The organism is Streptomyces sp. APSN-46.1, from assembly GCF_022815725.1.
GTDB lineage: Bacteria > Actinomycetota > Actinomycetes > Streptomycetales > Streptomycetaceae > Streptomyces.
In genome coordinates this window covers 1-13,235 of sequence record NZ_JALGRF010000009.1, presented here as the reverse complement: position 1 = coordinate 13,235, position 13,235 = coordinate 1, and the positions used below count along the sequence as shown (strand labels likewise).

General features: G+C 73.8%; 11 protein-coding genes. 4 read left to right on the top strand and 7 right to left on the bottom strand.

The genetic code is table 11. The features are described from left to right. Positions 1 to 37 precede the first annotated feature (37 nt). A complete protein-coding gene (locus MTF65_RS22170; protein ID WP_243630654.1) occupies positions 38 to 1,228 on the bottom strand; it encodes a GDSL-type esterase/lipase family protein in 1,191 nt (396 codons plus the stop codon). 295 nt (positions 1,229 to 1,523) lie between these two features. Between MTF65_RS22170 and MTF65_RS22165 the strand changes: the two genes are divergently transcribed. Further along, on the top strand, positions 1,524 to 3,071 hold the full coding sequence (locus tag MTF65_RS22165) for an NnrS multi-domain protein (RefSeq protein ID WP_243630653.1): 1,548 nt from the start codon (positions 1,524 to 1,526) through the stop codon (positions 3,069 to 3,071). A 112-nt stretch (positions 3,072 to 3,183) separates the two neighbouring features. On the opposite strand, the gene aceB is transcribed toward MTF65_RS22165, so the two are convergent. From aceB to MTF65_RS22150, 3 genes are all read right to left on the bottom strand, one after another. Continuing rightward, on the bottom strand, positions 3,184 to 4,803 hold the full coding sequence (gene aceB / locus MTF65_RS22160; protein ID WP_243630652.1) for a malate synthase A: 1,620 nt from the start codon (positions 4,801 to 4,803) through the stop codon (positions 3,184 to 3,186). 251 nt (positions 4,804 to 5,054) lie between these two features. Continuing rightward, entirely contained in the window at positions 5,055 to 5,684 is a 630-nt protein-coding gene (locus MTF65_RS22155; protein WP_243630651.1) for an NTP transferase domain-containing protein, read from the bottom strand. Next, complete coding sequence (locus MTF65_RS22150) at positions 5,633 to 5,863, bottom strand: hypothetical protein (RefSeq protein WP_243630650.1); 231 nt, start codon at positions 5,861 to 5,863, stop codon at positions 5,633 to 5,635. The genes MTF65_RS22155 and MTF65_RS22150 overlap by 52 nt, the downstream gene beginning before the upstream one ends. Before the next feature lie 88 nt (positions 5,864 to 5,951). Here MTF65_RS22150 and MTF65_RS22145 point away from each other — a divergent pair, with 88 nt between their 5' ends. Continuing rightward, complete coding sequence (locus tag MTF65_RS22145) at positions 5,952 to 7,439, top strand: PLP-dependent aminotransferase family protein (RefSeq protein WP_243630649.1); 1,488 nt, start codon at positions 5,952 to 5,954, stop codon at positions 7,437 to 7,439. 79 nt (positions 7,440 to 7,518) lie between these two features. On the opposite strand, the gene MTF65_RS22140 is transcribed toward MTF65_RS22145, so the two are convergent. Both MTF65_RS22140 and MTF65_RS22135 read right to left on the bottom strand, forming a co-directional pair. Continuing rightward, positions 7,519 to 8,148, bottom strand: coding sequence for a response regulator transcription factor (locus MTF65_RS22140; protein ID WP_243630648.1), 630 nt, complete (start codon positions 8,146 to 8,148; stop codon positions 7,519 to 7,521). After that, positions 8,148 to 9,458, bottom strand: a complete 1,311-nt coding sequence (locus tag MTF65_RS22135) for a sensor histidine kinase (protein ID WP_243630647.1) — start codon at positions 9,456 to 9,458, stop codon at positions 8,148 to 8,150. The genes MTF65_RS22140 and MTF65_RS22135 overlap by 1 nt, the downstream gene beginning before the upstream one ends. Positions 9,459 to 9,592: 134 nt before the next feature. Between MTF65_RS22135 and MTF65_RS22130 the strand changes: the two genes are divergently transcribed. Beyond that, entirely contained in the window at positions 9,593 to 10,681 is a 1,089-nt protein-coding gene (locus tag MTF65_RS22130) for an ABC transporter permease (RefSeq protein ID WP_243630646.1), read from the top strand. Continuing rightward, a complete protein-coding gene (locus MTF65_RS22125; RefSeq protein ID WP_243630645.1) occupies positions 10,678 to 11,382 on the top strand; it encodes an ABC transporter ATP-binding protein in 705 nt (234 codons plus the stop codon). Before MTF65_RS22130 ends, MTF65_RS22125 begins: the two co-directional genes overlap by 4 nt. A 1-nt stretch (position 11,383) precedes the next feature. Here the strand turns inward: MTF65_RS22125 and MTF65_RS22120 are convergent, their stop codons facing one another. Next, positions 11,384 to 12,904, bottom strand: coding sequence for a hypothetical protein (locus tag MTF65_RS22120; protein WP_243630644.1), 1,521 nt, complete (start codon positions 12,902 to 12,904; stop codon positions 11,384 to 11,386). Between the last annotated feature and the right edge of the window lie 331 nt (positions 12,905 to 13,235).

The window sequence follows — 13,235 nt, the reverse complement described above, 5'->3', positions numbered from 1 at the left end:
TCCCGGCCACACCGCGCCGCGCCGCGCCGTACTGCCGCTACGAGAGCGGGGAGAGGTACATCCCGCTCTGATCGGCCCCGGCGGTGTTCTTGCAGCCGACGTTGGAGGTGGCCGGCTGCGCGACGGTCAGGGCGAGGCAGCGCCCGGCGGCCAGCTGCCCGAAGTAGTTCGGGTGCATGGACTCCTGGATGAGCCCCTGCGTCTCACTGCTGTCGATCCAGCGCGCCCACTCGCTCGTCTTCGCCGACGCGGGCACCGTGGAGGTCACCTGCTTGCTGGCCGTCGCGCACACCTCGCGGCCCTGGAGCATGTCCCGCAGGTCCAGGAACTGCACGCCCTTGGCGGCCGCGACTCCCTTGAGGCGATTGGCTATCTGCGGTACGAGGGAGTCGCGCGCCCAGTCCGAGTCCCGGTTCCAGAACGGGCAGCCGCCGGTGTTGAGCCGGCTCCAGTCGCTCTGGGTGTACCGGTTCTCCGCGCCGCGCGGGATGGGTGACGGGTACGACTGGAGCACGATCCGGTACGAGGAGTCGGAGTAACCGGCCCCGCTCATCACGGCGCGGATCTCGTCCACGGACTTCCCGACGTTCGCCATCACCCCGTCGATCCTCTGATCGACCCCGGCCTGCTGGTCGTCGTAGCAGTACGAGTTCCAGATGATGAAGTCGTACGCGCAGTCCTTGATGATGTCGGCGAAGCCGAGGTCGTTCCCGCCGATGGAGAGGGCGATGACCTTGACGTTGTGGCTGGCGGCCACGGCGGCGAGCTGATCGGCCTGCGGGGCCTCGCCCTTGTAGGCGACGCCGCCGTTGGACGCCCGGAACACGTTCTCCGAAGTGGCCCCGGAGCAGGCCAGGTTCACGGCGACGTCAGCGACGGCCCCGGCGCTCCTCACCTCGGCGGAATCCGAGCGGTGACATCCGCCGGCGGTCGTTCCGTATACCTTCGCGGGGTCGTAGGTGCTCCCGGTGACCCATGCGCGGTCGGTCCCGGTGCGGTTCCCGCTGTTGGTCAGGCTGTTGCCCTTCCAGCGCCCGGCCTCGCCGGAGATGTAGCTGTCGCCCAGGGAGACCACGGCGGTGGGTCCCGTCCCGGGGCTGGCGACCGAGGTCCCGGCCCCGCCGGCCACCAGTGCGCCGACGGCGAGCGGCAGAACCATCCCTGCTCCGGCCAGTCGTCGCACCCGACCGCGGGTCCGGTTCTTGCTGTCGTTGCGGAATCCGATCACGGCGGAACTCCTGCGCTCGGCCATGCCGAAGTCGGCGACAACTCCGTGGCATGGCTGGGGAAGTGGGGGTACCGCCGGCCGGTGGCAAGCAGAAAGGTGACATGCCGCACGTTGTTACCGCCAGGTAGCGGGAGATTACGATGATGTAACGACCGACCGGTCGTTCGGCCGCCGCCGAACTCCCCGGGCTCCTGGCCGAATCCGGTTGCCGCCCCGACGGTGCCCGCCTAAGGTCACCGGACCGGTCCGGGGACGCGCGGATGCGCGGAGGGGGATGCGCGGAGGGGGAGGGGCGATGACCCGAAAGCGGTACGACCAGCGCGTCCTCGCGCTGGTCGAAGTGCGGGGAGAGCCGCGGGACTTCGAGCAGGCCAGGGCGGAGTTCGCACAGCTGGGCTGGCCCGTCGTGGACGAGTTCGGCCGGGGCGAGGGACCGTCGGCCGGCGTGCTGACCGCAGATCCCCGCTCGCGGCTGTTCTGCGTGGAGGTGCGGTTCTTCGGGGCGCGGAACCAGCGGACCGAGCGCGCCGCGGGCTGGCGGGTCCGAAGGCTGGCGAAGACCGCCGTCCTGGAGATGTACGTACGCCGCACCGAGCTGGTCGACGCGGACCGGGAGCAGCTGGAGGAGTACCGCTCCCACACGGTGGCCCACCGTCCGGATCCCCGGCGCGCGGGCGGCGCCCGCGCCCGTGCCGCGGAGGGGAGCGGCAAGTACGACACCGGGTCGATCGCGCTCGGGACGCCGTCCGAGGCCAGACGCCTCGCCCGGATGGGCCTGCCGGGAGGATCCGCCGCCCGCACGGACCTCGACGTACGGATGTCCCCCCGGCGCGGGCGGCGCGACATGGACCTGCTGCGCGAGGACGAGTTCGGGCGCCGTGCGGCGCGGGCCGTCGGGTGGCTGGTCGGCATGGCCTTCGCCGCCGTCTTCTTCAAGGAGGCCGACGGTCCGGCGCGCGGTCTGTGGGTCGCCGTCGCCTCCGCGTGCCTGGTGCGGGGACTGCTGTGCGCGAGCCGGCTCCACGCCTCGGGCGGGCGCCGTCACCGGCTGTGGGGGGCTGCCGGCGGATGCCTCGCGGCGGCCGTCCTGCTGCTGCTCGCCCTCGGGGTGCCCGCCTCGCAGACGTCGGGCTGGACCTCCCGCCAGGTTCTGTTCGCCGTCGTGGTGCCGGTGACCGTCGTAGGCATCTGGCTGCTGGTGCGCCAGTGGACCACCTGGTCGGAGTGGCTCACGGCCACGGTCCCGCTGGCGGTGACGCTGGCGACCGGGCTGGTCGTCGCCTCCGGTTCGGTCCTGCACGGCATGTACGGGGACGCGTTCGACATCACCCCGGAGGAGCTCGACGTCCCGGGACTGTGGCAGGTGGCGGCCGGGGCGAAGCTGCTCGGCTACCTCAGCGTGGGGCTCCTGGGCCCGGCCCTGTGGGGGATCGCCAAGCACCTCCACTTCGCCTTCACCCGGCCCGGCGAGTACCTGAACGCGGCCATGTACGTCCTGCTCTACATCGCCGTCGTCGCCTCGGTGGCGGGCCTCGCCCTCGACAACGCCTCGCGGGCCGTCGCGCGGACGAAGGCCGCCGCCGAACACCGCCGCGCGGCACCCCCGTACTTCGGGGTGGAGCCGGAGTGGATGTGCGTGCAGCCGACCGTGCCCCTCGCCGAGCTCAACGCCGAGGGAGGCCTGCTCGACCCGGGCCGGGCGTACCTGTTCTTCGGCGTGGCCGATGACGTGGCCCTGCTCTGGAACACCGGCACCGACGCCCTGCTGAAGGAGCGGACGGACCAGGTGCGGCTCGTACCGGCCGGGGATCCCGCGAGGCCCTGCCCGGCCGCCGGCGCCTGACGGGCATCTCGCACGAAACAGCTCCGCCCCCGGGCCGTTGCGGGCCAGGGGGCGGAGCTGTGTTCGCCGCGGGTGTTCGGCTGCTGTGCGTTTCAGCCGAAGACGGGGTGTGTCAGCCGACGAGCTGGTCGTACGCGGGCAGCGTGAGGAAGTCGGCGTAGTCGGCGTCGAGCGAGACCTGGAGCAGGAGGTCGTGGGCCTGCTGCCACTTGCCGGCCGCGAAGGCCTCCTCGCCGACCTCGGCGCGGATGGCGGCCAGTTCCTCGGCGGCGATCTCGCGGGTCAGCTCGGCGGTGGCCCGCAGGCCGTTCTCGAAGACGACACCGGCGTTGATCCACTGCCAGATCTGCGAGCGCGAGATCTCGGCGGTGGCCGCGTCCTCCATCAGGCCGAAGATGCCGACGGCGCCCAGGCCGCGCAGCCAGGCCTCGATGTAGCGGATGCCGACCTGGACCGCGTTGCGCAGGCCCTCGTAGGTCGGCTTCGCGTCCAGGGAGTCGATCGCGATCAGGTCGCCCGGGGCCACGGAGACGTCCTCGCGGAGCCGGTCCTTCTGGTTCGGCTTGTCGCCGAGCACCGCGTCGAAGGAGGCCATCGCGATCGGGACCAGGTCGGGGTGGGCGACCCAGGAGCCGTCGAACCCGTCGCCGGCCTCGCGGTCCTTGTCGGCCTTGACCTTCTCGAACGCCACCTTGTTGGCCTCGGCGTCCTTGCGGGACGGGATGAAGGCCGCCATGCCGCCGATGGCGTGCGCGCCGCGCTTGTGGCAGGTGCGGACGAGGAGTTCGGTGTACGCCCGCATGAACGGGGCGGTCATCGTGACCGCGTTGCGGTCCGGCAGGACGAACTTCTCGCCGCCGTCACGGAAGTTCTTGACGATGGAGAACAGGTAGTCCCAGCGCCCGGCGTTCAGGCCCGCCGCGTGGTCGCGCAGCTCGTAGAGGATCTCCTCCATCTCGTACGCGGCGGTGATGGTCTCGATGAGGACCGTCGCGCGGACCGTGCCCTGCGGGATGCCGACGTAGTCCTGGGCGAAGACGAAGATGTCGTTCCAGAGGCGCGCCTCCAGGTGCGACTCCGTCTTCGGCAGGTAGAAGTACGGGCCCTTGCCGAGGTCGATCAGGCGCCGCGCGTTGTGGAAGAAGTACAGGCCGAAGTCCACGAGCGAGCCGGAGGCCGGGCCGCCGTCGATCCGGAGGTGGCGCTCCTCCAGGTGCCAGCCGCGGGGCCGCATCACGACGGTGGCGAGCTGGTCGGCGGGCTTCAGGGCGTACGCCTTGCCCGTGCGCGGGTCGGTGAAGTCGATGCGGCGCTCGTAGGCGTCGATCAGGTTGAGCTGGCCGAGGACTACGTTCTCCCAGGTGGGAGCGGAGGCGTCCTCGAAGTCGGCGAGCCAGACCTTGGCGCCCGAGTTCAGGGCGTTGATGGTCATCTTGCGGTCCGTCGGACCGGTGATCTCCACGCGGCGGTCCAGCAGTGCGGCCGGGGCCGGGGCCACCTTCCACTCGCCCTCGCGGACCTGTGCGGTGTCCGGGAGGAAGTCGAGGTGGGAGGTGCGGGCGATCTCGGCGCGCCGCTCGGAGCGGCGGGCGAGGAGTTCGGCCCGGCGGGGGCCGAACCGCCGGTGGAGTTCCGTCACGAAGGCGAGAGCCGCTTCGGTGAGGACTTCGTCCTGCCGCGGCAGGGGCTCGGCGTCGACGATGGCCAGCGGGGACGGCGCTGGTGCGGACATATCTGTCACTCCTTCAGCGGCGGTGCCTGGCGGCCGCGGGGGAATGCTCGCGCGAGACGGCACGCAGTGCCGTCGGGTGTGGAGAGTTCCGGAATACGGTCGCGGGCGCCGTCTGTGGTTCAGGGCGCTTCTGACCAGTGGATAGTAATTTCCTCATGGTGGAAGTTCAATGGTTTGTTGATGTCGAGATTCTCCGAGTCAACAGATTTTGACGTCCGGTGGCCCTCAGTGCCATGGCCGTCACGCCCCGCTCAGGCAAGGCGTGCCAGGTCGGCGGGGGTGTCGATGTCGAAGGCCTCCGCGATGTCCCCGCACTCCACCAGCATCAGATCGGCGGCGTGGCGTGTCAGGTGCACCCGCGCGCCCTTGTCCCCGGTCGCCGTCGCCGCGATGTCGGCCCAGCGGTCCGCGCCGAACAGCACCGGATGCCCGCGCTCCCCGTCGTACGAGGCCGCCACCAGGCTCGCGGGGGAGCGGTACGCCTCGCGGACCCGGGCCACCGCCGCAGGCCCGATGCCCGGCTGGTCCACCAGGGAGACCAGGGCCGCGTGGGCCTCCGTACCGGCCAGCGAGGCGAGGCCGACGCGCAGTGAGGAGCCCATGCCCTCGGCCCAGTCCGGGTTGTCCACGACCACGCAGCCCGTGAGGTCGGCGCGCTCGCGGACCTCGGCGGCCGAGGCGCCGAGCACCACGTGCAGCGGGCCGCATCCGGCCTCGCGCAGCACCCGTACGGCGTTCTCGACGAGGGGGCGGCCCCGGTAGGGGAGCAGGGCCTTGGGGCGTCCGCCGAGCCGGCGGCCGCCCCCGGCCGCGAGGAGCAGGCCCGCGATCACTGGGGCAGCGGGGCGGCGGGCGTGGTCTGTGGTGGCTGCTGCTGACATGACACCGATTCTCGCCCGTCCTGTTCCCGCCCGTGCGGTTCCCGCCCGTCCGCCGCCCGGGCGGGCCGCCGCGCCAGAGCGCGCCGTACGGCCGCCAGCGCGGCCCCGATCCGCAGCGGCTCGGAGATCCGGTTCTCGGCGGCAGCCAGCAGTGCGCGTTCGTCGCGGTCGGTCAACATCTCGGCGTCTCCTTGCCAATCGGGGGCCAATACCGCGAGTCTGGTCCCTGATTGGCCTGGCAGGCAGAGCCAATCAGGGGAGGTTGGCATGGCAAACGGGCGAGTGGTCCAGACAGCGGACAGAATCATCGGCAGCCGCCAGCTCGCGGCCATGCTGCCCGCCGAGGTGCTGGCCCGCCCCGGCTACCGGACGCTCGCCGACGCCGTCCGGACCCTGATCCTCGACGGCCGGATCGCCCTGCACGTACGGCTGCCCGCCGAGCGCGAGCTCGCCGAGGCGGTCGGCGCCAGCCGGGCCACCGTCACCGGGGCGTACGACCTACTGCGCGAGAGCGGGTACGTGCGCAGCCGGCGCGGCTCCGGCACCTGGACCGAACTCCCCGACGGCCACGCCCCCGTCGGCACGCACATGCTCGTCGGCGCCGGAGGCTACCGCGCCGACGGGGAGCCGGGGATCGACCTCGCCATCGCCGCCATGGGGGCGCCGGACGGGAGCCTCACCGACGCGTTGGCCTGGGCCGCGCCCCGGCTGCCCGGGCTGGCGCGGAACCCCGGCTACCTCCCGTTCGGGCTGCCGGACCTGCGCACCGCCATCGCCGACCGGTTCACCCGGCGCGGGCTGCCGACGCGGCCCGAGCAGATCCTGGTCACGGCGGGCGCCCAGCAGGCGTTCGCGCTGGTCGTGAGCCTGCTGTGCCGGCCGGGGGACCGGGTGGTCACCGAGAACCCCACCTACGCCAACGCCCTGGACGCGCTGCGCCACGCCAGGCTGCGCGCCGGGTCGATCGCCGTCTCCGACGCCGGCTGGGACATGGAGATAGCCGAGTCCACCCTGCGGCAGACCGTGCCGAGGCTGGCCTACGTGATCCCCGACTTCCACAACCCCACCGGGGCGCTGATGCCGCGGGAGCAGCGGCTGCGGCTGCTGGCGGCGACCCGCCGGACCGGGACGTGGCTGGTCGTGGACGAGACCATCGCCGACATCGCGCTGGACGTGCCGCCCCCGGCGCCGCTGGCCTCGCTGGCCCCGAGGGGCGGCGCGGACCACGTGGTGACCATCGGGTCGCTGAGCAAGACCCACTGGGGCGGGCTGAGGGTGGGGTGGATCCGGGCCACCGCCAAGATGATCACGGAGCTGACGTCGGTCCGGGTGGCGGCGGACATGACAGGGTCGGTCCTGGACCAGCTGGTGGCCCTCCCGCTGCTGGACGGGCTGGACCGCTCGCTCCCCGTGCGGCTGGAGCAGCTGCGGGGCCGGCGGGAGGCGCTGGTACGGGCGCTCCAGCGGTACACCCCCGAATGGTCCTGGCAGCTTCCGCCGGGCGGGCTCTCGCTCTGGGTGGACCTCGGGGAGCCGGTCAGCTCCGCGCTCGCGGAACGGGCGGCGGCGGCCGGGGTGAACATCGGCCGGGGGGCCCGGTTCGGCGTGGACCCGGGGACGTTCGAACACCGGCTGCGGATCCCGTACACGCTGGGCGCGGACGTGCTGGACGACGCGGTCCGGCGGCTCGCGGCCGCCTTCCACGACGGCGTACCGCTGACCCCGGCGGTCGAGCGGCCGCACTGGGTGGCGTAGGCGCTGTCCAGGCGTACCTACCCGCCTACCCGGCCCGGCGGTGCATCCGTACGGGGGCCGGCCCCACCCCTCGCGGCGGCTACGGCGTGCGGATCAGGCGGCGGGTGGCGGCGGCGGCGACCGCGGCGGTGCGGGAGTCGACGCCGAGCTTCGCGTAGACGTGCACCAGGTGGGACTTCACCGTGGCCTGGCTGAGGAAGAGCTTCTTCGAGATCTGCTGGTTCGACAGCCCGTCCGCGACCAGCTGGAGCACCTCCAGCTCCCGCTTGGTCAGCGCCGCCGCCGGGGTCCGCATCCGGTCCATCAGGCGCAGCGCGACCGCCGGGGCCAGCGCCGACTGCCCGGCGGCCGCCGTCCGGACCGCGGCCGCCAGCTCCTCCGGCGGGGCGTCCTTCAGCAAGTAGCCCGAGGCCCCCGCCTCGACCGCCGCCAGGATGTCCGCGTCCGTGTCGTACGTGGTCAGGACCAGGACCCGGGGCGCCCGCGGCAGGTCCGTGATCAGCCGCGTCGCCGCCGAGCCGTGCATGCCCGGCCCGAACTGGAGGTCCATCAGCACCACGTCCACCGGCTCCGACGCGGCCAGCTCGACCGCCCGCTCGGCGGTCGCGGCCTCCGCGACCACCGCGAAGTCCGGTTCGGTGTCCAGCACCGCGCGCAGCCCCGCCCGGACCACCGGATGGTCGTCGGCCAGCAGCAGCCGGATCGTCATCAGGGGGCCTCCACGGGCAACGGCAGGGCGACGGCCACGGCGGTGCCCTGGCCCTGGGCGGATTCGACGGTGAACAGCCCGCCCAGACTCTCGGCCCGCGAGCGCATCGCCGGCAGGCCGAACCCGCCCTCCCGCCCTTCCCGCGCGGGAAGGGCGGGGAGGACGAAGCCCTTCCCGTCGTCCATGATGTCCAGCGTGACCGAGGAGTCCATGAAGGTCAGCGTGATCTCGGCGCGCTCCGCCGCCGCGTGCCGCACCACATTGGCCAGCGCCGACTGGGCGATCCGCAGCAGGGCCACCTCGTAGGGGGTGGGCAGCGCGCACGGGGTGCCGCTCAGCGAGAAGCGGACCCTCGGCCCCCGCACCCCCGCGCACAGCCGTTCCAGTGCCGCCGCGAGCGATCCGTGTTCCAGGTCCGGCGGCGTGAGGGCCCGTACGAAGCGCCGTGCCTCGGCGAGGTTCTCCTGCGCGGCCTCGCGGGCCCGGGCGATGTGGGGCAGGGCCGGCGCGTCCCGCGCGAGCGTCCGCTCCGCCGCCCGCAGCAGCAGCTGGATCGACGAGAGCCCCTGGGCCAGGGTGTCGTGGATCTCGCGCGCCAACCGCTCCCGCTCCGCCAGGATCCCGGCGCCGTGCTCGACGGCGGCCAGCTCGGCCCGCGTCGCGATGAGCTCCTCGATCAGCTCCCGGCGGCGCTCGCTCTCCCGGTACAGCGCCTCGTACCCCAGTACGGTCGCCACCGCCACGGCCCCGCCGAGCAGCGGCCCCAGGAACGGGCCCGGGGTCACCGCGCCGCTGTGCGCCGGGCCGCTGTGTTCGAAGAAGCTGTGTCCGAAGAAGCTGTGTCCGAAGAAGGCGCCGATCGCCGCGCACGCGGTCACCGCGACGGCCGGGACGGCCCAGCGCGGCCGCAGCAGGCGCAGCTCCAGGAAGTACAGCGGGAAGGCGAGCCACAGCCCGTCGGAGGAGAGCGCGAGCAGCCCCGCCCAGGCCGCGCCGAGCCCCGCCAGCCAGAGCGCCCCGGCGCGCGGCGAACGGCGCACGGCGGGTGTCAGCACCCCGCCCAGGTACCCGGCGGCCAGGACCGCGCACACGGCGACGACCCACCCGGCGCGCGGCGCGGAGTCGGCGACGGCCCGGCCGGCGGCCAGCGCGAGCAGCCCGAGGAACAGCGCGTGCAGGCACAGGCGCAGCACGCGCGAGACGGGCGTCAACGGACGGGTCAGGCCGGTGGGGCGGGTGGGGCCGGTGGGGTGGGTGGGGCGGGACGGGCCGGAGGGACGCGAGCGGAGGGATTCCGGGAGAACAGACATGGCCTGACCAGCGTAAGTGGGTCCCGGTCGGCCCCGGTCAACCAAAAGTTTGATCTCGGGCTGCGTCCTTCGATACCAGGATCGCTCCCGTGGCGCGATGTCCAGGGCCCGCGCGGAAGGCCAAGGTGAGGGACATGTTCGTCGCATGGAGAGATCTACGGTTCGCCAAAGGCCGGTTCGCCCTCATGGGCTCGGTCGTCCTGCTGATCACGCTGCTGGTCGGCCTACTGTCCGGGCTCACTTCCGGACTGGCCCGGGAGAACATCTCGGCCATCACCGGACTGCCCGCCACGCATCTGGCCTTCGCCGCGCCGGCCGGGGACCAGAAGGTGTCGTTCACCAACTCCCAGGTACCCGAGGCCGCCTGGCGGGCCTGGCGCGAGCGGTCCGGGGTGAAGGCGGCGGAGCCGCTCGGCATCCGCACCACCAACGCCGTCGCCGGTGAGCGCACCGCCGCCGTCTCCGTGTTCGGCGTGGAGCCGTCCGGGACGCTGGAGCCGCGCGGCGGCGGCCTCGCCCAGGGCCGGGTGGTCCTCACCGAGAAGGCCGCCGCGGAACTCGGCGGGCTCACGGCGGGCGGCACGCTCCGGGTCGGGTCCCTGGAACTGGAGGTGGCCGCCGTCTCCGGCACCGCCGCCTACAGCCACACCCCGGTCGTCTGGATGGACCTGAACGACTGGCAGCGGATCGGCAACCCCGGTACCTCCACCGACACCCTCGCCACCGTGATCGCCCTGGACGCGACCGGCTCCGCCGACCTCGCCGCCGGTGACGAGGCCGCCGCCACCAAGGCCCGGACCGTCGAGGAGGCCCTCGGCGCCATAGGGTCGTACCAGGCTGAGAACGGCTCGCTCCAGCTGATGCGCGGGTTCCTGTTCGTCATCTCCGCGCTGGTCATAGGGGCCTTCTTCACGGTGTGGACGATCCAGCGGAGCGGTGACATCGCCGTCCTCAAGGCACTGGGTGCCTCCACTCCGTATCTCCTGGGGGATGCCCTCGGCCAGGCCGTGGTGATGCTCGCCCTCGGCGCCGGACTCGGCACGGCCCTCGCCGCCGGCTTCGGCGCGCTGATCAGCGGCGGCGACGTGCCCTTCGTACTCGACGCCGCCACCGTGCTCGTCCCCGCCGCGATCATGATCGTGCTCGGCGCGCTGGGCGCGGCCCTGTCCATCCGGCGGATCACCGCCGTCGATCCCCTGACCGCCCTCGGGAGCGCTCGATGACCCTGCTCGTGCACGACGTCACGCTCACCTACCCGGACGGCGACACCCGGCTCACCGCGCTGGACGCGGTCAGTCTGGAGGTGCCCGCGGGCACCCTGACGGCGGTGATCGGACCCTCCGGTTCCGGCAAATCCAGCCTGCTCGCCGTCGCCGCCACCCTCGTCACGCCCGACTCCGGGCAGGTGGTGGTGGCCGGCCGGGCCACCTCGGAGCTCAGCGCCGCCGAGAAGTCGGCCCTGCGCCGCGAGAAGATCGGCATCGTCTTCCAGCAGCCGAACCTGCTGGCCTCCCTCACCGCCGCCGAACAGCTCCAGGTCATGGCCCACGTCTGCGGCCGCCCCTCCGGGCGGCTACGCCGCCGCGCGCTGGAGCTGCTGGACGCGGTGGGTCTGGCCGACAAGGCCGACAAACGCCCGCACCAGCTCTCCGGCGGCCAGCGCCAGCGCGTGAACATCGCCCGCGCCCTGATGAACGAGCCCGCCGTGCTGCTCGTCGACGAGCCGACCAGCGCCCTCGACCACGAGCGCGGCGCCGCCGTACTCGACCTCCTGGTCACCCTGACCCGCGAGCGCTCCACGGCCACCGTGCTGGTCACCCACGACCACGCCCACCTGGAGCGGATGGACCGTACGGCGACCATGACGGACGGCCGGCTCACCGAGGCCGTCACGGCGACGTCGACGGCACGGGCCTCGGCATAGGTCATGGACCCCCGGGCCGCGCCGTGGGCGCCAGGTAGGCGCGGCAGCCGGGCAGGCCCGGCAGATCCGGCAGGGGGTGGAGCCGCCAGTCGCGGGCCCAGGGCGGGGGAGCGGCGTTCCCCGCCACCAGTACCGCCACCGGCCGGGTCCCCGCGAGGGCGACGAGTCCGGCGGGGGTGATGCTGCCGTCGTGGCCGCCGTAGACCTGGCGGGAGGCGCATCCCGCCCGGAACGCGACGCGGACGGCCTCCTCCCCGCTGACCACGCACGGCGGGCGCACCCCCTGGCGGCGCAGCTCCTCGGTCACGGCGGTGAAGGCGGTACGGGTGGCCCGGCCACGGGCCGCCACCGTGGCGGTGATCAGCAGCTGCAGCACGAGGTGCCCGGCCAGCGCCAGGCAGAGCGCGGTGAGGGCGAGGGGGCGGGCGCGGGCCGCGGCGAACAGCCGGGACAGGCACAGCGCCACCGGCAGCGCGAGCAGCGCGTACGCGGGCAGCAGGAAGCGCGGTGCGGCGTACCCGACCAGCAGCAGGTACGGCGCCGCCAGCGCCGTCCCGGCCACCGTGGCCAGGAGCAGGGGGCGCAGCAGCCGACGCTCGCCGCGGTACGCGACGATCAGACCGCCCGCGGTGAGCAGCGGCAGCGCCAGCCACCACAGCCCGGTGACCGGGGTGGTGGTGGTCCAGGGGACGTCGCAGGGGCGGCAGAGGGTACGGCCGGCGAGGGCGCGCAGGTGGTCGCCGAAGGCGGGATTCCAGCCCAGGCCGCCCTGGATCTCGCCGGCGCGGTGCAGCCGGGTGAACAGGCCGCCGTAGCGGACGTGGGCCTCGACGGCCCACTCGGCGCCGCCGATCACGGCGCCGACGACGGGCGCCACGGCGAGCGCGGGCCGCCGCCAGTCCGGAACCACCGCCACCGCGCACGCCAGGACCACGACGAGCCAGACCGCGTCGGAGGGCCGCATGAGCGCGGCCAGGCACACACCGGCGGCGAGGCCGGCGAGCGCGGTGCGGTCGCCCGGGTCGCGGGCGGCCCGCAGGAAGCAGCCGACGGCGAAGAGCGCCCCGAAGGCCACCCAGAGGTTGGGCATGGCCTGCGGCCCGTAGAAGAGGGTCGTCCACAGACCGGCGAAGAGGGCTCCGGCGAGCGCGGGCACCGGCGCGGGGAGCAGCCGCCGCCACACCCACAGGCAGAGCAGGAGAGCGGCCGCCGCCAGCAGGGCCAGGTAGATCCGCAGGACCGGTACGGACGAGGTCAGCGCCGCGACGGGGGCGACGAGGAAGGTGATCCCGCGTGCGCGGGGGGCGCTGAAGAACGCGGGGGGCGCGTCGCGGGAGACCTGGCTGACGTACACGGTCTCGTCCCAGCCGAGCCCGGTGCCCACCGTTGGCACGAGCTGTGCGAGGGCGTACGCGGCGGCCACTGGTACGAGCCGCAGGAGATCCGGCCGGCGCCCCGCGCCAGCGGCGGGCTGGTGCGGGGCATCGGGCGGGCTCGGCGCCGCGACGGGGTTCGGGGCCATGGGCGGACCTCGGGGCGGGGAGACGGGGCAGTTGCCCACCACGCTGCTCCGCCGGGGCGGGCGCCGCCATCGGGGGTCGGCACTCGGCCCATACCCTGGCCGGGCGTAAATGCAGCCCCGCCGGGGCCCCGCCGGGCAACTTTAGCCTCGCCGGCGTTTGAGGCCCCGCCGGGGCACACCCAGCCTCGCCGGCGTTTGAGGCGCGGGGTCTGGGGCGGCGCCCCAGGAAACCCGGCTCCGCCGGGCACCGGGGGCAGCCCCGGCCCGCGCGGCACAAGCCGCCGACGCGGGGAGTGGCCGGGGCGGGGGGGGATCGGTGGGGGTACCCGGG